The organism is Ectopseudomonas toyotomiensis, assembly GCF_900115695.1.
GTDB lineage: Bacteria > Pseudomonadota > Gammaproteobacteria > Pseudomonadales > Pseudomonadaceae > Aquipseudomonas > Aquipseudomonas toyotomiensis.
The window spans coordinates 20,201-40,241 of sequence record NZ_FOXK01000002.1; the positions used below are offsets into that span (position 1 = coordinate 20,201).

Annotated in this window: 22 protein-coding genes; 15 read left to right on the forward strand and 7 right to left on the reverse strand. The window is 64.4% G+C overall.

The window, feature by feature from the left end:
* Positions 1-42 precede the first annotated feature (42 nt).
* The 3 genes from BM186_RS03325 to argH are packed head-to-tail and all read right to left on the reverse strand — an operon-like array spanning position 43 to position 2,218.
* Positions 43-522: a GNAT family N-acetyltransferase gene (locus BM186_RS03325; protein WP_074913537.1), complete on the reverse strand. Its 480-nt coding sequence runs from the start codon at positions 520-522 to the stop codon at positions 43-45.
* Positions 523-542: 20 nt separating this feature from the next.
* A complete protein-coding gene (locus BM186_RS03330) occupies positions 543-785 on the reverse strand; it encodes a hypothetical protein (RefSeq protein WP_072423562.1) in 243 nt (80 codons plus the stop codon).
* A 38-nt stretch (positions 786-823) separates the two neighbouring features.
* Positions 824-2,218: an argininosuccinate lyase gene (argH, locus tag BM186_RS03335; RefSeq protein ID WP_074913538.1), complete on the reverse strand. Its 1,395-nt coding sequence runs from the start codon at positions 2,216-2,218 to the stop codon at positions 824-826.
* A gap of 231 nt (positions 2,219-2,449) precedes the next feature.
* Here argH and BM186_RS03340 point away from each other — a divergent pair, with 231 nt between their 5' ends.
* From BM186_RS03340 to BM186_RS03375, 8 genes are all read left to right on the forward strand, one after another.
* Positions 2,450-3,532 (forward strand): sensor histidine kinase, encoded by a 1,083-nt coding sequence (locus tag BM186_RS03340; RefSeq protein WP_017678316.1) that lies wholly within the window; start codon positions 2,450-2,452, stop codon positions 3,530-3,532.
* Positions 3,529-4,275 carry a LytR/AlgR family response regulator transcription factor gene (locus BM186_RS03345; RefSeq protein ID WP_072423559.1) on the forward strand — a complete coding sequence of 249 codons (747 nt, stop codon included), beginning with the start codon at positions 3,529-3,531 and terminating at the stop codon, positions 4,273-4,275. The genes BM186_RS03340 and BM186_RS03345 overlap by 4 nt, the downstream gene beginning before the upstream one ends.
* A 97-nt stretch (positions 4,276-4,372) precedes the next feature.
* Positions 4,373-5,311, forward strand: a complete 939-nt coding sequence (hemC, locus tag BM186_RS03350; RefSeq protein ID WP_021487653.1) for a hydroxymethylbilane synthase — start codon at positions 4,373-4,375, stop codon at positions 5,309-5,311.
* Positions 5,308-6,075 (forward strand): uroporphyrinogen-III synthase, encoded by a 768-nt coding sequence (locus tag BM186_RS03355; protein ID WP_074913539.1) that lies wholly within the window; start codon positions 5,308-5,310, stop codon positions 6,073-6,075. Before hemC ends, BM186_RS03355 begins: the two co-directional genes overlap by 4 nt.
* Before the next feature lie 12 nt (positions 6,076-6,087).
* Positions 6,088-7,221: a uroporphyrinogen-III C-methyltransferase gene (locus tag BM186_RS03360; RefSeq protein WP_074913540.1), complete on the forward strand. Its 1,134-nt coding sequence runs from the start codon at positions 6,088-6,090 to the stop codon at positions 7,219-7,221.
* On the forward strand, positions 7,218-8,465 hold the full coding sequence (locus tag BM186_RS03365; RefSeq protein ID WP_074913541.1) for a heme biosynthesis HemY N-terminal domain-containing protein: 1,248 nt from the start codon (positions 7,218-7,220) through the stop codon (positions 8,463-8,465). Before BM186_RS03360 ends, BM186_RS03365 begins: the two co-directional genes overlap by 4 nt.
* Before the next feature lie 151 nt (positions 8,466-8,616).
* A complete protein-coding gene (locus tag BM186_RS03370) occupies positions 8,617-9,108 on the forward strand; it encodes a disulfide bond formation protein B (RefSeq protein ID WP_072423555.1) in 492 nt (163 codons plus the stop codon).
* A 236-nt stretch (positions 9,109-9,344) separates the two neighbouring features.
* Positions 9,345-9,818, forward strand: coding sequence for an Rsd/AlgQ family anti-sigma factor (locus tag BM186_RS03375; RefSeq protein WP_055984557.1), 474 nt, complete (start codon positions 9,345-9,347; stop codon positions 9,816-9,818).
* Between the two features lie 203 nt (positions 9,819-10,021).
* Here the strand turns inward: BM186_RS03375 and BM186_RS03380 are convergent, their stop codons facing one another.
* Positions 10,022-10,669, reverse strand: coding sequence for an FKBP-type peptidyl-prolyl cis-trans isomerase (locus BM186_RS03380; RefSeq protein WP_074913542.1), 648 nt, complete (start codon positions 10,667-10,669; stop codon positions 10,022-10,024).
* Positions 10,670-10,862: 193 nt separating this feature from the next.
* Here BM186_RS03380 and BM186_RS03385 point away from each other — a divergent pair, with 193 nt between their 5' ends.
* Entirely contained in the window at positions 10,863-11,825 is a 963-nt protein-coding gene (locus tag BM186_RS03385) for an AlgP family protein (RefSeq protein ID WP_074913543.1), read from the forward strand.
* On the opposite strand, the gene BM186_RS03390 is transcribed toward BM186_RS03385, so the two are convergent.
* Positions 11,822-12,265, reverse strand: a complete 444-nt coding sequence (locus BM186_RS03390; RefSeq protein ID WP_074913544.1) for a TIGR02444 family protein — start codon at positions 12,263-12,265, stop codon at positions 11,822-11,824. The two genes, BM186_RS03385 and BM186_RS03390, sit on opposite strands and share 4 nt — an antisense overlap.
* A 38-nt stretch (positions 12,266-12,303) precedes the next feature.
* On the opposite strand from BM186_RS03390, the gene BM186_RS03395 reads away from it, so the two are divergent.
* The 6 genes from BM186_RS03395 to BM186_RS03420 all read left to right on the forward strand — a co-directional run bounded on the left by BM186_RS03395 (position 12,304) and on the right by BM186_RS03420 (position 18,568).
* The gene (locus BM186_RS03395) at positions 12,304-14,217 is read left to right on the forward strand and encodes an ATP-binding cassette domain-containing protein (protein ID WP_074913545.1); all 1,914 of its coding nucleotides are present in this window, start codon (positions 12,304-12,306) and stop codon (positions 14,215-14,217) included.
* A complete protein-coding gene (locus BM186_RS03400; protein WP_072423550.1) occupies positions 14,217-14,756 on the forward strand; it encodes a mechanosensitive ion channel family protein in 540 nt (179 codons plus the stop codon). The genes BM186_RS03395 and BM186_RS03400 overlap by 1 nt, the downstream gene beginning before the upstream one ends.
* Positions 14,757-14,832: 76 nt before the next feature.
* Positions 14,833-15,465, forward strand: a complete 633-nt coding sequence (locus BM186_RS03405; RefSeq protein ID WP_074913546.1) for a LysE family transporter — start codon at positions 14,833-14,835, stop codon at positions 15,463-15,465.
* Positions 15,466-15,713: 248 nt separating this feature from the next.
* Entirely contained in the window at positions 15,714-17,603 is a 1,890-nt protein-coding gene (locus tag BM186_RS03410) for a cytochrome c/FTR1 family iron permease (RefSeq protein ID WP_074913547.1), read from the forward strand.
* Between the two features lie 127 nt (positions 17,604-17,730).
* A complete protein-coding gene (locus tag BM186_RS03415) occupies positions 17,731-18,066 on the forward strand; it encodes an enhanced serine sensitivity protein SseB C-terminal domain-containing protein (protein ID WP_074913548.1) in 336 nt (111 codons plus the stop codon).
* 52 nt (positions 18,067-18,118) lie between these two features.
* Entirely contained in the window at positions 18,119-18,568 is a 450-nt protein-coding gene (locus tag BM186_RS03420) for a YaiI/YqxD family protein (RefSeq protein WP_004373364.1), read from the forward strand.
* Between the two features lie 103 nt (positions 18,569-18,671).
* Here BM186_RS03420 and BM186_RS03425 read toward each other — a convergent pair whose 3' ends face one another.
* Both BM186_RS03425 and elbB read right to left on the reverse strand, forming a co-directional pair.
* Positions 18,672-19,139, reverse strand: coding sequence for a thioesterase family protein (locus tag BM186_RS03425; RefSeq protein WP_074913549.1), 468 nt, complete (start codon positions 19,137-19,139; stop codon positions 18,672-18,674).
* 193 nt (positions 19,140-19,332) lie between these two features.
* Positions 19,333-19,992, reverse strand: a complete 660-nt coding sequence (elbB, locus tag BM186_RS03430) for an isoprenoid biosynthesis glyoxalase ElbB (RefSeq protein WP_074913550.1) — start codon at positions 19,990-19,992, stop codon at positions 19,333-19,335.
* Between the last annotated feature and the right edge of the window lie 49 nt (positions 19,993-20,041).

Below are 20,041 nucleotides of genomic sequence, written 5' to 3' on the forward strand. Positions count from 1 at the left end.
ACCTTAGGCTAGAGGTGTTGCCCTGGCCAGGCGCTGGCTTGCTCAGCCTGCGGCGAAGTCCAGCAAGGCCTGGCCGGTAAGGCGATAGGTCGTCCATTCGCTCTGCGGGCGGGCGCCGAAGGATTCGTAGAAGTCGATGGCCGGGGTGTTCCAGTCCAGCACCGACCACTCGAAGCGACCGCAGCCTCTCGCCACGGCCAGTTGTGCCAGGTGGCGCAGCAGCGCCTTGCCGGCGCCCAGTCTGCGAGCCTCGGGGCTGACGTAGAGGTCCTCCAGGTAAAGGCCGTGCTTGCCCAGCCAGGTGGAGTAGTTGAAGAAGTACACGGCATAGCCAATGGGCTGGCCGTCGTTCTCGCAGATCAGGCCGTGGGCAGTGCTGCCTTCGGCGAACAGGCTGTCGCGGATGCCGGCTGCGTCGGTTTTCACCTCGTGCTCGGCCTTTTCGTAGATGGCCAGGTCGGTGATGAAACGCAGGATCAGCTCGGCGTCGTCAGGGGTGGCGGGGCGGATATTTATAGCCATGGAATGTCTCGCGGCAGTGTTCAGCTGTAAGTGACGGTCAGCCACGTCAGGGGCAGGCCAACCAGGCAGAGGAAACCGAATGCGGCGACCCAGGCGCTGCGCGAACTCATCGGGTCGGCCATGCGCAGCGGCAGATTCGGGTAGTGGCCCAGAGTCAAAAGTCGTAGTGCCAGCCAGCCGGTGGCGTAGAAGACGTAGCCGATGATGATTTCAAGCGCGAGCTCGGCGATTAACGCCAAGCCGCGCAGCAACAATTCTGCCATGGGAACTCCTTTTCCCAGGTATTTCTCCGAGACGTCGCTTAGCGGCTAGCCAGCAGTTCCCGACCGCGCACTACCGCCGCACGCACCTGATTCGGCGCCGTGCCACCGATATGGTCGCGTGCGCCGACCGAGCCTTCCAGGGTCAGCACGGCGAATACGTCATCACCGATCTGGTCGCTGAACTGGCGCAGCTCGTCCAGGCTCATCTCGGCCAGGTCCTTGCCGCTGTCGACGCCGTACTTCACCGCATGGCCAACGATCTCGTGGCAGTCACGGAAGGGCAGGCCCTTGCGCACCAGGTAGTCAGCCAGATCGGTGGCGGTGGAGAAGCCGCGCAGCGCTGCCTCGCGCATGATCTCGCGCTTGGGCTTGATCGCCGGGACCATGTCGGCGAAGGCGCGCAGGCTATCGCGCAGGGTGTCGGCGGCGTCGAACAGCGGTTCCTTGTCTTCCTGGTTGTCCTTGTTGTAGGCCAGCGGCTGGCCTTTCATCAGGGTCAGCAGGCCGGTCAGGGCGCCGAATACGCGGCCGGTCTTGCCACGCACCAGCTCGGGCACGTCCGGATTCTTCTTCTGCGGCATGATCGAGGAGCCAGTGCAGAAGCGATCCGGCAGGTCGATGAACTGGAACTGGGCGCTGGTCCACAGCACCAGTTCTTCGGAGAAGCGCGACAGGTGCATCATCGCCAGCGAGGCGGCGGCGCAGAATTCGATGGCGAAGTCGCGATCCGACACGCCGTCCAGCGAGTTGCCGCCCACGGCATCGAAGCCCAGCAGTTCAGCGGTGATCTCGCGCTGGATCGGGTAGGTGGTGCCGGCCAGCGCGGCGCTGCCTAGCGGCATGCGGTTGGTGCGCTTGCGGCAGTCCACTAGGCGCTCGTAGTCGCGCGCGAGCATCTCGAACCAGGCCAGCAGATGATGACCGAAGGTCACCGGCTGGGCGGTCTGCAGATGGGTGAAGCCGGGCATGATGGTGTCCGCTTCGGCTTCGGCCAGACCCAGCAGGCCCTGCTGCAGGCGGGTGATCTCGGCCAGGATGACGTCGATCTCGTCGCGCAGCCACAGGCGAATGTCGGTGGCTACCTGGTCGTTGCGCGAGCGGCCGGTATGCAGCTTCTTGCCGGTAACGCCGATGCGGTCGGTCAGGCGCGCCTCGATGTTCATGTGCACGTCTTCCAGGTCCACGCGCCAGTCGAACTGGCCGGCTTCGATCTCGCCCTGGATCTGCTTGAGCCCATCAATGATGGCGTCACGCTCGGCATCGGTGAGTACGCCGACCTTTGCCAGCATGGTCGCGTGGGCGATGGAGCCCATGATGTCGTGGCGGTACAGGCGCTTGTCGAATTCGACCGAGGCGGTGAAGCGGGCGACGAAGGCGTCGACAGGTTCGCTGAAGCGGCCGCCCCAGGATTGGTTGGTTTTTTCGCTGCTCATGGCACTTGCTCTGGATCGGGCGGCCGCGTCGGCGGCCGGCATGGCGGACAAAGTGCGTCGATAATAACAGGGTCGGCAGGCGTTTCGCCGGGGCGCGTTCGCTGTTGGGCGTTCGATGGCGTTGTCGGCTGTTTCACAATTTTGCCCTGAAGGCGGCATTTCGGTGCTTTATTTTGTCCGGCTGGAGCCGTCTGGCTTGCCGGCTCGCAGGGCGACAAGGAAACTGCGTCGATGCACAGACAATCCTCTACCAAGAACAAATACAACGCCGCTATCGACGACTTCTTCGTCCCGGAGCTGTGTCAGCCCGAAGCGCTGCTGAGCATGGTGCTGTTGGCCGAGTTGCTGGTATTGGTGTTGGTGCTCGCCGAGCCGATGACGCCGGGTTTCGACTGGGTACGCCTGGCCCTGACTTCACTGTTCGTGCAGTGGATCGTGCTGTTGTCGGCTGCTGTGCTCTGCCGCTTGCGGCCGCTGTTGGCGCGTCTGCGTCCCGCGTTGGCTGGGGGGCTGTGCTGCGCGCTGGTGGTGCTGCTGACCCTGGGTTGTACGGCCGTGGCCGACTATTACGAGCTGGGCGGGCCACTGCCGCGCAGTGGTGAAGTGAATCTTTATCTGCGCCATGCGTTGATCAGCCTGATCATGTCCGCACTGCTGCTACGCTATTTCTATCTGCAGAGCCAATGGCGTCGGCAGGAACAGGCCGAGCTGCGTGCGCGGATAGAATCGTTGCAGGCGCGGATTCGCCCGCACTTTCTGTTCAACAGCCTCAACAGCATCGCCAGCCTGGTCACGCTCGATCCCTACAAGGCCGAGCAGGCGGTGCTGGATCTGTCCGATCTGTTTCGCGCCAGCCTGGCCAAACCTGGCACGCTGGTGCCTTGGAAGGAGGAACTGGAACTGGCGAAACGATATCTATCGATCGAGCACTATCGGCTCGGCGAACGACTACAGTTGCAGTGGGAGGTCGAAGGTGTGCCGGAGGATCTGCCGATTCCCCAGCTGACCCTGCAGCCTCTGTTGGAGAATGCGCTGATCTATGGCATCGCGCCGCGTATCGAAGGCGGTCTGGTGCGGGTCGAGGCGGATTACCAGGATGGTGTGTTCAGCTTGTGTGTCAGCAATCCGTATGAAGAGCGGGGCGAGCAGCATCCGTCACGGGGAACGCAGCAAGCGCTGAGTAATATCGATGCGCGCCTGGCGGCACTTTTTGGGCCGAGGGCGAGTCTCAGCGTGGAGCGCCGTGACGGCCGTCATTACAGCTGTCTACGCTATCCTTGTGCGAGACTCACGCAGGAAGCCAGAGCAATATGAATGTCCTGATCGTCGATGACGAACCCCTTGCCCGCGAGCGCCTGAGCCGCATGGTCGGTGAGCTCGAGGGTTACCGGGTCCTGGATCCCGCCGCCAGCAACGGCGAGGAGGCCCTGACCCTTATCGATAGCCTCAAGCCGGATGTGGTCCTGCTGGATATCCGCATGCCCGGCCTCGACGGCCTGCAGGTCGCTGCCAAATTGTGCGAGCGCGAAGCGCCGCCAGCGGTGATCTTTTGCACGGCTCATGATGAATTTGCCCTGGAAGCCTTCCAGGTCAGTGCAGTGGGTTATCTGGTCAAACCGGTGCGGCCTGAGAGCCTGAGCGAAGCGCTGAAAAAGGCCGAGCGGCCCAATCGTGTGCAGTTGGCCGCCCTGACTCGTCCCGCAGCGGAGACTGGCGGCGGCCCGCGTACCCATATCAGTGCGCGTACCCGCAAGGGCATCGAGCTGATTCCACTGGATCACGTGGTCTACTTCATCGCTGACCACAAATACGTCACCCTGCGTCACGAGGGCGGTGAAGTCCTGCTGGATGAGCCGCTGAAGGCGCTGGAAGACGAGTTCGGTGATCGCTTCGTGCGCATCCACCGCAATGCGCTGGTGGCGCGCGAGCGCATCGAGCGCCTGCAGCGCACCCCGCTCGGACACTTTCAACTGTTCCTCAAAGGTCTGGACGGCGACTCGCTGGTGGTCAGCCGCCGCCACGTGGCCGGCGTGCGTAAGCTGATGCAGTCTCTTTAAGAGGCGGGGCGTCGGCTGCGGCCTATGGCCGCCTCCTTCAACTGGCGCCGGGCGAGCCTGTTATGATTCGCGGCAATCGGTTTTCTGGAATTGCCCCATGTCCCGCGAAATTCGCATCGCCACCCGTAAGAGCGCCCTGGCCCTGTGGCAGGCCGAACATGTCAAAGCCCGTCTGGAACAGGCTCATCCAGGTCTGAAGGTCAGCCTGGTGCCCATGGTCAGCCGCGGCGACAAGCTGCTCGACGCGCCGCTGGCGAAGATCGGCGGCAAGGGGCTGTTCGTCAAGGAGCTGGAAACCGCACTGCTGGAAAACGAGGCCGACATTGCCGTGCACTCGATGAAGGACGTGCCGATGGACTTTCCCGAAGGGCTGGGCCTGTACTGCATATGCGAGCGTGAAGACCCGCGCGACGCCTTCGTCTCCAACACCTATGCCAGCCTCGATGCGCTGCCTCCCGGCAGCGTGGTCGGTACGTCCAGTCTGCGCCGTCAGGCCCAGTTGCTGGCGCGCCGGCCAGACCTGAAAATCCAGTTCCTGCGCGGCAACGTCAATACCCGCCTGGCCAAGCTCGATGCCGGTGAATACGACGCCATCATCCTTGCCGCAGCCGGCCTGATTCGCCTGGGGTTCGAAGACCGCATCCGCAGCTCGATCAGCGCTGAGGACAGCCTGCCGGCCGGCGGCCAGGGCGCCGTGGGCATCGAGTGCCGCAGTGCCGACAGCGACGTGCATGCCTTGCTGGCGCCGCTGCATCACCGTGACACCGCGCTACGTGTCACCGCCGAGCGCGCGCTGAACAAGCACCTCAATGGCGGCTGCCAGGTCCCTATCGCCTGCTATGCCCTGCTCGAAGATGACCAGCTGTGGCTGCGCGGTCTGGTCGGCCAACCTGACGGCGGCCTGTTGTTGCGCGCCGAAGATCGCGCCGCCAGTAGCGATGCCGAGGCTCTGGGCGTGCGTGTCGCCGAGGCGCTGCTGGCGCAGGGGGCCGATGCCATTCTCCAGGCCGTCTATGGTGAGGCCGGTCACCCTTGAGCGCCTGGCGCCTGTTGCTGACGCGTCCTGCCGAGGATTGTGCGGCGCTGGCGCAGATACTGGCTGCGCAGGGTGTCGTCAGCCACTGCATGCCGCTGCTGGCCATCGAGGCACTGGACGAGACACCCGAGCAGCGCAGCGCCTTTGCCGATTTGCAGCGTTACTGCGCGGTGATCGTGGTCAGCAAGCCGGCAGCCCGAATTGGCTTGCAGCTCTTGGCGCAGCATGGAGCGTCGACGCCTGATCTGCCCTGGTTCAGTGTCGGCGCGGCTACCGCTGCGGTACTCGCCGAGCAAGGCTTGGCCGTGCATTTTCCCGACGTGGGCGATGACAGCGAAGCGTTGCTCGCTCTGCCTGCACTGCAGCAGGCCATCGCGGCACCTGCACCGTGCGTGCTGATCCTGCGCGGCGAAGGTGGCCGAGAATTCCTCGCCGAACGCTTGCGCAGCCAAGGTGTGAGCGTCGACTATCTGCCACTGTATCGCCGCGTGCTGCCACAGTACGCGCCGGGCGAGTTGAGCCGACAGGTGCGAGCGGAACGCCTGAATGGCCTGGTTGTCAGCAGTGGGCAGGGTTTCGAGCATCTGCTGCAGCTAGCCGGCGATGACTGGCCGGCGTTGGCTCGGCTACCCTTGTTCGTACCCAGCCCGCGCGTCGCCGAACAGGCCCGCGCTGCGGGTGCCCAGATCGTTGTGGACTGTCGTGGCGCCAGTGCCGCGGCCTTGCAGGCAGCTTTGGAGCAGTTTCCGGCTGCCGCCCTCTAAAAGGACGGATACGTGAGCGAAGCATCCACCCCGAACACGCCAGAAGACAAACCGGCCAGCGAAGCCGTGAAACCCACACCTGCACCGCCACCGGTGAAGGCACCACGCAGTGGCGGTGGCAGCGGCCTTGCTGCATTCGCCCTGCTGATTGGCCTGGCTGGCGCCGGTGCTGGCGGCTGGAGCCTGTGGCAACTGCATGCAATGCAGAGCAGGGACCTGCAGCAGGCCGAAGACCTGCAGCGCACCCGTGACGACAGTGCGAAGAAAGTGGATGAGCTGGCCCAGCGCCTCGATTCGCGTCTGTCCGCCCTGCCCAGTGCGGCTGAGCTGGACGAGCGCCGTCGTCTGCTGGCTAACCTGCAGAGCGATCAGCAGCGCCTGAGTCAGCGCCTGGAAAGCGTGCTCGATGGTAGCCGTCAGGATTGGCGCCTGGACGAGGCCGAACACCTGCTGCGCTTGGCCACCTTGAGATTGTCTGCGCTGCAGGATGTGGCCAGCGCCGAAGCGCTGGTACTGGCCGCCGATGAAATCCTCCGCGAGCAGGACGACCCTGCCGCATTCGCCGCCCGTGAGCAGCTCAGTCGTAGTCTCGAAGCCCTGCGTACCACCGAGCGCCCGGATCGCGTCGGCCTGTTCCTGCAGCTGGGCGCCTTGCGTGAGCAGGCCGCTACCCTCAATCCACTGGCGCCGACCTTCGAAGGGCAGGGTGACGTGCTCTCCGACCTGGCAGCCGAAGGCGACGGCAGTGCCTGGTGGAGCGAGTGGGCGAAGAAGCTGTCGGAGTACTTCCGTATCGAGTTCGACGCCGATCGCAACGTGCGTCCGCTGCTGTCCGGGCAAAGCCTGTCGCAGGTGCGCCTGAGCCTGTCGCTGGCGCTGGAACAGGCGCAGTGGGCCGCACTGCATGGTCAGACCGGTGTGTACAAGCAGTCGCTGAAACAGGCCGAGGAAATCCTCGACGCCCACTTCAACCTGGATAACCCGGACAGTCGCGCCCTGCGCCAGCGTTTCGGCGAGCTGGCCGATGCCAGCATCGAGGTCAAGGTGCCGGATCTGAGCGACTCGCTCGATGCGCTGCAGGCCTACCTGCAACGCAAACAGGCGCAACGTCGGCAGGGGGCCGCGGCGGCCGAGGAGGCGCAATGAGACGCCTGATCTGGCTCCTGTTATTGCTGGCCATCGCCGCCGGGCTGTATCTGCTCAGTCTGGCCATCGAGGCTGATCGCGGTTATGTGCTGTTCGCCTACCAGGGCTTTCGCTACCAGTCCGGCCTGTGGGCATTCCTTGGCCTGCTGGTGGTCGTGGTGGTGCTGTACTACCTGATCAAGTGGACACTGCGTTTGTTGCTCAGCTCGACACGGCTGGCCAACCCCTGGTCGCGTCTGCATCGTAACCGCCGTGTGCGCCTGGCTTCCGAGCAGGGCATGCTCGACCTGGCCGAAGGTCGCTGGGCGCGTGCCCAGCGTCAACTGACCCGTGCCGCCGAAGCCGACAGTCAGCCATTGATGTACTACCTCGGCGCTGCTCGTGCTGCCAGCAAGCTTGGCGATCACGAGCAGAGCGACGCATTGCTCGAGCGCGCACTGAACAAGCAACCCCAGGCCGAGCTGGCGATTGCCCTGACCCATGCCGAGCTGCAGCGTAACCGCGGCGACAGCGACGCGGCACTGGAAACCCTGCAGGCCATGCGTGAGCGCCACCCAGGCCATCACCTGGTGCTGCGTCAGTTGCAGCGTCTGTATCTGCAGCGCCAGGACTGGTCGGCACTGCTTGGCTTGCTGCCCGAGTTGCGCAAGGAAAAGGCGTTGCCCGCTGCAGAACTCGACGAACTGGAGCGCGAGACCTGGCGTGGTCGCCTGGCCGATGCCGGCCTTGCTGGTCAGGGCCATGGCGAAACTGCGCTTCAGCCGCTGACGCAAGCCTGGCAGCAGCTTTCCGCGCCACTGCGTCAGGAGCCTGAGCTGATCGCCACCTATGTCGAGCAACTGCGTCGACTGGGCGCGCAGGAAGAAGCCGAGGAAGTTCTGCGCGGCGCGCTCAAACGTGGTTACGACAGCCGTCTGGCGCGCTTCTACGGCGTGCTGCGTGGCGCCGACCCGGCGCGTCAGCTGCAAACGGCCGAACTCTGGCTCAAGCAGCATCCGCAGGATCCTGCCCTGTTGTTGACCCTGGGCCGCCTGAGCCTGCAGAACCAGTTGTGGGGCAAGGCGCGAGACTATTTCGAGACCAGTCTGAAGCTTGAGCGCCACCCGGAGACCTGCGCCGAGCTGGCGCGTCTGCTGGCGCAATTGGGTGAGTTGGAACGCAGCAATCAGCTGTTGCTGGAGAGCCTCGGTCTGTTACATCAGGGCTTGCCTCCGCTGCCGCAACCGCAGGACGTGACAGCCTGAATGGATGCGGCTGATTGCCGCAGTTTACTCGCCGTACGGACGGAGGGGCGTTCGGGCATGATGAATAGCCTGCTCTGAGTCATGGGGCGCCTTGAAAGGCGCCCTCGCTTTCCTCTACCGTACTGCCCTCGATTTCCCTCCCGGAGCCACCATGCACTTGGCCAGCCCGCGTCCCCTGTTTTTCCTGGCATTCATCGGCTGCGTACTGCTGATGGCGGCTGCGTTGTACCTGGAACATGTCGTTGGCCTGGAACCCTGTCCGATGTGCGTGCTGCAGCGAATCTGCGTGATTCTGTTCGGCGTGGTCTGCCTGATCGCTGCGATCCATGGGCCGGGGAGTCTCGGTCGTCGCATCTATGCGGTGCTGGCACTGCTGTTCGCCAGCGCTGGCGCCGCTACCGCTGGCCGGCAGATCTGGTTGCAGAGCGTGCCAGCCGATCAGCTCGAAGCCTGTCTGCCCAGCCTCGAGTTCATGATGGAAGCCCTGCCGATGCAAGACATCGTGCGCCTGGTGTTCCAGGGTAGTGCTGACTGTGCCGAGGTGAAGTGGACGCTGTTTGGTATGAGCATCCCCGAATGGAGCCTGCTCGGTTTCATCGGTATGCTCGGTTTCTGCCTGTTCCAGCTGCTGCGTCGCAATTGAGAATGCGAATTGCACGAAGCCACGCGGGTCGTGGCTTCGAGATTAAACGCTCGTATGAAACTTTCTCACGGCGATGCCTTGATGGTGGGTGCCCACGAGCATAATCTGGCTCGCACGCACCGCCGGAAAAATGCCATTTTGCGGTTGCCTTCCCAAGGCCAAGCACCGATTGACAGAAAAACGTCTCGGGAGCGGACGTATAACAGGCATTATCGATAAGGGAAGCGAGGTTCATCATGCTTGAGAGTTGCCGGAACGCACAGGAACGTTGGGGTGGGGTTCACCAGCTGATTGATCGCTGGCTGGGTGAGCGCCGCGAACTTGTGCTGGCTTACACCGCCCTTACCAAGGCGCCGCAGGCGCCAGCCATCAACTGTGAGTCTCTGCAGGGTTTCTGCGAGTTGCTGGTGGACTACGTGTCTGCTGGTCACTTCGAGGTCTACGAGCAGCTGACCAACGAGGCCAAGGCCTTCAACGACCAGCGTGGTCTGGAACTGGCCAAGCAGATCTACCCGCGTATCGAAGCCATTACGGCGGTCGCGCTGGCGTTCAATGACCACTGCGACAATGGCGATTGTCGCGACAGCACGTCGCTGGTGGCAGAGCTCAATCATCTGGGGCAGTTGCTGCACGAGCGTTTCGAACTGGAAGACTGCCTGATCGAAGTGCTGCACAACGCTCATCAGGAACAGGCCGCCGAAGCGCTCTGAACCCTTGCTGGCAATGGTCCGGAGCACTCCGGGCCGTCAGGCTGACGCCAGTCAGTCAAGCGTCGACGCACAAGTTTTTAGCAGCGGCGTCCCGCCGCGCATCAGGGCCGCGCGCAATCGAAAAGCTTCCCCCCCGGGCGGGCTCCTGCGCAAGACCGCTTTGGCAACCTGATCGGATCGGCATCAGGCCTGCAGGCTGGCCTTCAGTCGGCCACGTCGAGCAGGCGCAGATCGAACACCAGCGGCGCATAGGGCGGTATCAGGTCGCCCGCACCTTCCTCCCCATAAGCCTGATCCGATGGAATCACCAGGCGCCAGTGAGCGCCTTTCGGCATTTGCAGCAGTGCGCTGCGCCAGCCGCCGATCAGGCTGTCCAGGCGAAACCACTGCGGTGTGCTGCTCTCGTCGAAGACGCTGCCGTCCGCCAGTTCGCCGCGGTAGCTCACCTGTACTCGGCTGCGAGCGGTGGGCATGGGGCCGCTGCCAGGGCTGAGCTCTGTCACCAGTACGCCGTTGGCCAGCTCCCGCACGTCAGGGCGGCGACGTTGCTCGGCGAGAAAACGCTGCTCGGCCTCGATAGCTTTGCTCTGGCGCTGTGGTGAGGCTTCGATACGCGCTTCGTGCTCATCGAGCAGCTGCTCGATCCGACTGGCGTCGAGGCGCAGAGGCTTGCCCTCATAGGCCTGGCGCAAGCCTTCGAGCAGCTCGCTCAGCGGCAGGTCTGGCACCTCGTCGTGCAGGCGCTCGCCGAGTCGCACGCCGAGGCTGTAGGCCAGATCCTGCTGGTGCTGGTCAGCCTGTACGCCCAGGCTGCAGCAGATGGCGAGGGCGGCTAGTACGGCGCGGCTCATTACGGTGTCTCCCGATCAAGATGCTTAGGGGCTGTTGAGATTACGCTGCGCCGCAGTCTGCGCTGAAACGGCAAAAGGCCTCGACGATTATGCCAGCGCGGTTCGGCATCTGCTCGGTTCGCCAAAAGGCCTATGGCGAGCCCTCGCGGCTGCGTCTAGTATGGGCGCGTTCACATCCGCCTGGAGGCGCGCCATGTCGGCCAAGAAGAAGTCCATCACTACCCCGTTGCACCTGCTGCACCAACTGTCTGCCAGCCTGCTCGAACACCTGGAAAATGCCTGCTCGCAAGCGCTGATCGACGCCGAGAAACTGCTCGCCAAGCTGGAGAAGCAGCGCGGTAAGGCGCAGGAAAAACTGCACAAGGCTCGCAGCAAGCTGCAGGACGCGGCTGTTGCCGGCAAGGCCAAGGCGCAAGCCAAAGCCAAGGATGCAGTCGCCGAGTTGGAGGAGCTGCTCGACTCGCTCAAGGCCAGCCAGAGCGAAACCCGCACCTACATCGCCCAGCTCAAGCGTGATGCCCAGGAAAGCCTGAAGCTGGCACAGGGCGTAGGCAAAGTGAAGGAAGCCGCTGGTAAGGCGTTGGATGCACGTGAGACCAAAGCCGCTGCTCCGGCCGCCAAGCCGACCAGCAAACCGGTCGCGGCGAAGAAGCCTGCTGCTGCGAAGACGCCCGTGAAGAAGGCCCCGGCCAAACCGACTGCTGCCAAACCGGCGAGCAAACCCGTCGCCAAGCCAGCAGCGAAACCTGCGGCAGCCAGCAAACCTGCGGTTAAGCCAGCTGCCAGCAAGGCCGTTGCGGCAAAACCCGCTGCGCCGAAAGCTGCCGCCAAACCCGCTGCCGCCAAGCCAGCCGCCAAACCGGCAGCCAAGCCTGCTGCAGCAAAAGCACCGGCCAAGCCCGCAGCAGCCAGTAAACCTGTCGCCAAACCTGCTGCCAAGCCGGCTGCCAAGGCCACGCCTGCAAAACCCGCGAGCAAACCTGTCAGCAAGCCGGCTGTGGTGAAGAAACCAGCCGCTGCCAAGGCTCCGGCGAAGAAGGCTCCGGCCAAGCCAGCAGTTGCCAAACCAGTCGCCGCAGCGGTTGCTCCGGCAGCCCCTGCTGCTCCTGCGACCACCAATGGAGCCACCGCCCCGGTTACTCCGAGCGCTTCCTAAGGGTGATCAACGGCGCCGCGTAGCACCTGCAGCGCGGCGCTGTTCCCTCCGGCCAGGCGAATCAGCCAATCGTTTTCGCCTGCCTCGTTTGGCCAGTGCTCGGCCAGCACCTGCAAACGATCGAGCAATACCCGCTCGGCCTGCAGTTCCAGTTTCTTGACCTGCTCACGCAAGGCTGCCAGCTCCGTATCCTGGCTTGCGTTCGCGCGCCAGTCCTGGCGTACCTGGCGCAAGGGTGCGATCACCTCGCGTTGCCAAGGGGCAGCCGCTTGCTGCAGTGCCTGCAGGCGCTCATCCAGGCAGCGCACACCGCGCCGCTGCAACCAGGCTCCGGTCAGCAGCAGGCAAACGTCACTACCTGTGTCCTGCAACTCCAGGCAGGCCTGTTCCACGCCTGCTCTGGCGTAGAGTTCGAGGGCGAAATTCCACAGATCCTGCACGCGGCCTCCGGGGCGATTTGATAGACTCCGCCGCCATTATGATCCGACTCCAGAACCTCACTCTACAGCGTGGCCCGCAGCGTCTTCTCGAAGGCGCCGAGCTGACCCTGCACGCCGGTCACAAGGCCGGTCTGATCGGTGCCAATGGCGCCGGTAAATCCAGCCTGTTCGCCCTGTTGCGTGGCGAGCTGACGCCTGATGCCGGCGATTGCCTGCTGCCTGGTGATTGGCGCATCGCCCATATGCGCCAGGAGGTCGACACCCTTGATCGGCTGGCGGTGGACTATGTGCTCGACGGTGATCACAACCTGCGCCGCGTGCAGGCCGAACTGGCTGCCGCCGAGCAGGCGCATGATGGTGCGGCCATCGCTCGCCTGCACAGCGAGCTGGACAGCGCCGACGGCTACACCGCCGATGCTCGCGCGCGCAAACTGCTGGCCGGTCTGGGCTTCGAGAACGCGCAGATGGATCGCCGCGTCGGCGACTTCTCCGGTGGCTGGCGCATGCGCCTGAACCTGGCCCAGGCGCTGATGTGTCCGTCCGACTTGCTGCTGCTCGACGAGCCGACCAACCACCTGGATCTGGACGCCATTCTCTGGCTGGAAGGCTGGCTGCAAAGCTACCCCGGCACCTTGCTGCTGATTTCCCATGACCGCGATTTTCTCGATGCGGTGGTCGACCACGTCGCCCATGTCGAACAGCGCAAGCTGAATCTCTATCGCGGCGGCTACACGGCCTTCGAGCGTACCCGTGCCGAACGTCTGGCCCAGCAGCAACAGGCCTACGAGAAGCAGCAGGCGCAGCGCGCGCACATGGAAAAGTACATCGCCCGCTTCAAGGCCCAGGCCACCAAGGCCCGTCAGGCGCAGAGCCGGATCAAGGCCCTGGAGCGCATGGAAGAGCTGAGCGCGGCGCATGTCGACTCGCCCTTCGACTTCGTTTTTCGCGAGGCCGACAAGATCTCCACGCCACTGCTCAGCCTCAGCGAAGGTCGCCTGGGTTATGGCGACAAGACCGTGCTGCAGCAAGTCAAGCTGAGCCTGGTGCCGGGCGCGCGTATTGGCCTGCTCGGCCCCAACGGCGCGGGCAAGTCGACGCTGATCAAGAACCTGTCGGCCGAACTGCAGCCGCTCGGTGGCAGCCTGACCCGTGGCGAGAACCTGGTGATCGGCTATTTCGCCCAGCATCAGCTCGACGCCCTGGACGACAAGGCCAGTCCGCTGCTGCACCTGCAGCGCCTGGCACCGGCCGAGCGCGAGCAGACCCTGCGTGATTTCCTCGGTGGCTTCGACTTCCGTGGCGCACGTTGTGACGAGCCGGTGGTGAATTTCTCCGGTGGCGAGAAGGCGCGTCTGGCCCTGGCGTTGATCGCCTGGGGCAAGCCCAACCTGCTGCTGCTCGACGAACCGACCAACCACCTCGACCTGGAAATGCGCCTGGCTCTGACCATGGCCCTGCAGGAGTTCGCCGGTGCTGTCGTAGTGGTCTCGCACGATCGTCATCTGCTCAAGAGCACCACCGATGAATTCCTGCTGGTCGCGGAAGGGCGTGTGGTGCCGTTCGACGGCGATCTGGACGACTACGCGCGCTGGCTGATCGATTACCGGCAGCGCCAGGCGCCACCGAGCGCACCAGCTGAAGGGGCGGCGGACAAGACCGACAAGCGCGCCCAGCGCCAGGCCGCCGCCGCGCTGCGTCAGCAACTGGCGCCGCACAAGAAGCAGGCCGACAAGCTCGAGCAGGAACTGGGTAAGGTGCAGGAAAAGCTCGCCGCCGTGGAAACCCAGCTGGGCGACAGCGGTCTGTACGAGTCCGCGCGCAAGGATGAGCTGCGCCAGCGTCTGGCTGAACAGGCGCAGCTCAAGGCCCGCGAGGCCGAGCTGGAGGAAGCCTGGCTGCTGGCGCTGGAAACCCTGGAGGCGTTGCAGCAGCAATTGGAGGAAGCCGAGTAATGGAACAGCTTGAACTGCTGGCGGCCTGGCGCGACCCACTGATTCGCACCGGCCAGGTACTGCTGATCATCCTGCTGGCGTGGATCGCCCAGCGTATTCTCACCCGTGCCATCAGCCGTCTCGGCGCGCGTTACAGCCTGCTGCCGCCAGAAGTGCTGCAGCCGCTGCGTGGGCTGGTGCGTTGGCTGATCATGGGCAGCGCTCTGCTCATGGTACTGGAGCGCCTGGGTGTTTCCGCGACCGTGCTGTGGACGGCGCTGACCGGCTTCACCGCTGTCGCCGCGGTGGCGTTCTTCGCCATTTGGAGCGTGCTGTCGAACATGTTCTGCGCGCTGCTGATCTTCACCATGGGGCCGTTCCGTATCGGCGATACGGTCGAGGTGATCGACAGCGCCGACAAACCGGGCGTCAAAGGCCGGGTCATCGCCATCAACCTGTTCTACACCACCCTGCAGGACCTCAGTGAGGAGGCTGCCGGCGCCGTGTTGCAGGTGCCCAACAGCCTGTTCTTCCAGAGGTCGGTGCGCCGCTGGCGCTGACCGACTGGTCGAGGCGCTGGAGCAGGAGTAGGCTGTGCTGCTCTTCCCCTGAATTCAGCTTCTCGAGGTACGCATCATGGCATTGGAAACCTGGCTCGCTTTCTTCGTCGCCTGCTGGGTGATCAGCCTGTCGCCGGGTGCTGGTGCCGTGGCCTCGATGTCGGCCGGTATGCAGTACGGCTTCTGGCGCGGCTACTGGAACGCGCTCGGCTTGCAGCTCGGTCTGGCGCTGCAGATCGCCATTGTCGCCGCGGGTGTGGGCGCCGTCCTTGCCACCTCGGCCCTGGCCTTCAGCCTGATCAAGTGGTTCGGCGTGGCCTATCTGGTGTTCCTCGCTTACAAACAGTGGGTCGCCCTGCCCAGCGATCTGGATGCCGGCGCGGCCGAGCGTCCTATCGGCCGGCCGCTGGCCCTGGTTCTACGTGGCTTCTTGGTCAATTTCAGCAACCCCAAGGCCATCGTCTTCATGCTCGCGGTACTGCCGCAGTTCATCAATCCGCATGCACCGCTGGTGGCGCAGTATCTGGTGATGGGCGTGACCATGATCATCGTCGATCTGATCGTCATGGCCGGTTACACCGGCCTCGCCTCGCGCGTCCTGCGCCTGCTGCGCACCCCTCGTCAGCAGCGGGTAATGAATCGCAGTTTCGCCGCGTTGTTCGCTGCCGCTGCGGGCTTGCTGGCGACCGTCAAGCGCGCGGCAGTCTGAGGCTCGCCCGCTATCGTCCAACGCTGGCCGATAGCGTTTGTCCGGGATGTTCTGAAAAGCCATTCATCGTCTCTCCCGCGAAGGCGGGAGCCCGGGTGATTGGCAGGTTCTGGATGGCCGCCTGTGCAGGCAAGGCGGTTTTCAGGGTCCGCTCGGCAGTTTGTTACTGAATATTTCATATTCTTCTTGTGCTCAATCGTTAGGCCAGCAACAATTTAATGCCACCCATTCTCGTTTGGGATGCATTAATGACCCGCTTTCGCTTCTCTCTTTCCTGGCTGATGCTGCCCTTGCTGGCCAGCCTGAGCTTTCTCGCCATTGGCGAGCCCCTCGACGGCGCCGCACAGGCGTTGCACCTGATCGGTTACATCGGTGCTGATTACCCGGCCACCGTTGCGGGCGGTCAGGTTATCGATGCCGGTGAATATCAGGAGCAACTGGAGTTTCTCGATGTACTGCAGGGCCTGATCGTCGCCTTGCCCGCTCAGGTCGGCCGCGCCGAGCTGGAGCAGGGCGTCAGCAATCTGCGTCAGGCGATTGCTCAGCGCCAGCCGGGCGAGGAGGTTGCTGGCGCCGCCCGCAAACTGGGCGCACGTCTGGCTGAGCTTTATCAGGTGGCGCAGAGCCCAGTGCTGACGCCGGACCCGGAACGCGGCGCGCCGCTCTACGCTCAGCACTGCTCGGTGTGCCACGGCGACACCGGCCTGGGCGATGGACCTGCCGGTATCGGCCTGGAGCCAGCACCGGCCAATCTGCGCGATGCCGCGCGTCTGGATCGGCTGAGCCTTTACGATCTCTACAACACCCTCGGTCTGGGCATCGAAGGCACCGATATGCCTGCCTTTGTTGATCAGCTCGACGAACGTCAACGCTGGGATCTGGCTGCCTACATCGCCGGCTTCACAGCAGTGCCGGCGCAGAGCCAGACACGCTTTGCCATGAGCGAGCTGGCGGGGCGTACGCCCGCCGAGATCGCCGCCACCGGCGGTGATGTCGCCGCGTTCCGCGCCCTGCGCGCGCATCCGGTGCTGGAGCAGCGCGGTCCGCAGCAACTGATCGGCTACACCCGCTCGACCCTGGAGCGCAGCCTGCAGGCTTATCGCGAGGGTGATCGCGAGCAGGCTTATGACCTCTCCGTAGGCGCCTATCTGGAAGGCTTCGAACTGGTCGAAAGCGCTCTCGACAACCTCGATGCCGCGCAGCGCAAGATCACCGAGCGCGCCCTGATGGCCTATCGGCAGGCGCTGCAGGATGGCGCCAGCGTCGCGCAGGCTGCTCTGGCACTGGAGCAGGCCAAGGTCGAGCTGGACAAGTCCGCTGCACTGCTGGCCGAGGGCGCCATGGACGACAGCCTGAGCTTCTTCGCCAGCCTGCTGATTCTGCTACGCGAGGGGTTGGAAGCGATTCTGGTGCTGGCGGCGATTCTCGCCTTCCTGCGCAATACCGGGCAGCAGCAGGCGGTACGCAGTGTGCACATTGGCTGGGGTCTGGCGCTGCTCGCCGGTGTCGCGACCTGGGCGGTGGCGGCCTACCTGATCGATATCAGCGGCGCCCAGCGCGAGCTGCTGGAGGGCGCCACGGCGCTGTTCGCCAGCGTGGTGCTGCTGTGGGTCGGCGTGTGGATGCATGATCGTCGTCATGCTGCGGCCTGGCAGGATTACATCAAGAGCAGCCTGGTCGGCGGTGGTGGCCGTTTTGGCTTCGCCATGCTGGCGTTCTTCTCGGTGTATCGCGAGCTGTTCGAAGTGATTCTGTTCTACGAAACCCTCTGGCTGCAGGCCGGCCCTGCCGGGCACGGTGCGGTGCTGGGTGGCGCTGCTGCCGCGCTGGTGCTGCTGATCGGCCTGGCCTGGGTGATCCTGCGCGGTTCGCGCAAACTGCCGCTGGCGACCTTCTTCGGCGTAAACGCGGTGCTGCTGTGCGTGCTGTCCGTGGTCTTCGCCGGTCATGGCGTGGCCGCGTTGCAGGAGGCTGGCGTGCTAGGCACGCGTCCGGTGGCCTTCTTCGAGTTCGACTGGCTGGGCATTCATGCCGATGCCTGGAGCCTGTCGGCGCAGGGCCTGGCGCTGGTCGGTATCGCACTGCTGTACGGACGCAGCCTGCTAGGGGAGCGTCGACGCATGGTCGAGCAGGCCTAGACAACCTGCTCAGGTTTGAACGAGGGCGAGCTTTGCCCGCCCTCGTTGTGTCATAGCGTGAACCGCCGCTACGACAGCTGGTCTCAGTGCACCTAGGCTGCTTCCAATTCCTCTGCCGAGTGCGCGCATGTCTTCCTCGATCCACTCCACTCACTACGCCGACAGCCCCGATCTGGCGTTGGCTGTATTGCGTCACCCCACCCTGGAGCAGGCACTCTCAGCGGCCTGTGCCCAACTTGCCATACGTGAGGCCTTTCTCGCTGCGTTGCGTGATCCAGCCATCGGTCCACAGCCGCGGCTGCTGTTGGCAATTTCCGGCGCCGACATGCGTGGCCAGCGTCGCCTGGCTGCGCTGGTAGCCGAGCTGCTGCCGGACGAGCTGGAGCTGGATCTGATCGAACTGGCCGAGGATAACCTGTCGCGCGCCGTGCGTGAGCGCTGCGAGCCGTTCTACCAGGCCTGAGCCTCGCGCCTGCTGGCATACTGGGCGCTGGTTTCTCTACGGACGTTGCTGCATGCGCGTATGGATCGACGCCGACGCCTGCCCTCGGGCGGCGCGGGATCAAGTGGTCAAGTTTGCCCTCAAACGGGGTTTCGAAGTGGTGCTGGTGGCCGGGCAGGCCGTGGCGCGGCCGAACTTCGCCTGTGTGAAACTGATCGTGGTGCCCAGCGGGCCGGATGCCGCCGATGATCATCTGGTCGAGCACGCGGTGCCTGGCGAGCTGGTGATCTGCAGCGACGTGCCGCTGGCCGACCGCCTGGTGAAGAAGGGCGTGGCCGCGCTCGATCCGCGTGGCCGCGAGTTCGACGAGCGCAACATGGGCGAGCGTCTGGCGGTGCGTAATCTGTTCACCGATCTGCGCGAGCAGGGACAGGTGGGTGGTGGTCAGGCGCCGTATTCGGAGAAGGACCGGCAGGCTTTTGCCAACGCGCTGGATCGGATTCTCACGCGTTTGAGTCGTTAGCAGCCTCGGCTATCGAGGCAATGACCGTAGGAGCGAGCTCTGCTCGCGAATTTCCTGAGGCTGGGCGCTTCGCGAGCAGAGCTCGCTCCTAAAAGGCATCCGTTCAGCCGCACAGATAGGTGCCGGTGCCAACCGCCACCAGTACGCCCTCGTCGTTGTGCAGCTCCATGCGAATCACCGCCACCTTGTTACCGGCGCGCAGTGGCGTGGCCGTGGCAGTGAAACGCTGGCCGCGACCGGGGCGCAGGTAGTCGATGCGCAGGTCGATGGTGCCGAGCTTGGACAACTTGCTCATGCGCTCGGCTGGCGGCAGGTGCTGGTGGTTGGCGAAGGCGCCGATCAGCGCCATGGCGCCGCCACAGACGTCGAGCAGCGAAGAAATCACCCCGCCGTGGAGGATGCCGTGGACGAAGTTGCCGATCAGTTCGGGTTTCATCGGCAGGTGCATGGTCACCTGCTCGGGGCTCAGCTCATCGAGCTCGATGCCGAGCACCTGATTGAAGGGAATCCGCTGGAAGAAACTGGCCACCGCCTGCTGCAGGTCGGGGCTGAGGACGAAGGGCTGGGACATGGCAGGGGCTCCGGGAAATCCTGTCGCCACGCTGCCGCAGGCTGGCCGGTTTGGCCAGCGGCGCGGCGGGAGTGTCGTGAGCATTGGCCGGATCGGCCTGGCTGCAGCCGATAGAGCGGTGTTGCGTTTCAGTCCGGCCATGGCGAGCGAGGTGGGCTGAAGCCCACCCTACAAGGCTCCGGCATTACATGGGTCAGTGGTGCGCCAGCTCCAGCACGCGGTCGACCATCTTGTTGATGCCCGACGCTGCCTCGGCGATGGACTGGGCGAGCATGTAGGCCGGCGTGGTCACCAGCTTGCGCTGGCTGTCTTCGATGATGTCGCTGACCTCGCACTCATGGTGCTCGGCGCCCATCTGGGTCAGGGCGGCGGCGGTGTCGTGATCGTTGCCGATGGTGCAGACCACGCCGGCACCGAAGATCTTCGCCGCCAGTGCCGGGGCGATGCACATCAGGCCGACCGGCTTGCCGGCATCGACGAAGGCCTTGCAGGCGGCCAGTACGTCCGGTTGTACGGTGCAGCCGGCGCCACTGGTGGCGAAGTCGGAGAGGTTCTTCGCCACGCCGAAGCCGCCGGGCAGGATCAGTGCGTCGAACTCGGCCACATGCAGCTCTTTCACGTCCTTGATCTTGCCGCGGGCAATGCGCGCCGATTCCACCAGGACGTTGCGCGTCTCGTCCATCTCGTCGCCGCTGTAGTGATCGACCACGTGCAGCTGCGGCACGTTGGGGGCGAAGCACTGCACCCCGGCGCCACGCTGGTCGAGGCGCAGCAGGGTGATCACGCTTTCATGGATCTCGGCGCCATCGTAGACGCCACAGCCGGACAGAATCACTGCCACTTTCTTGCTCATGCTCGACTCCTGGTGAGGAAAGACGCGACCGTGAAGCGGGCGCGGGTAC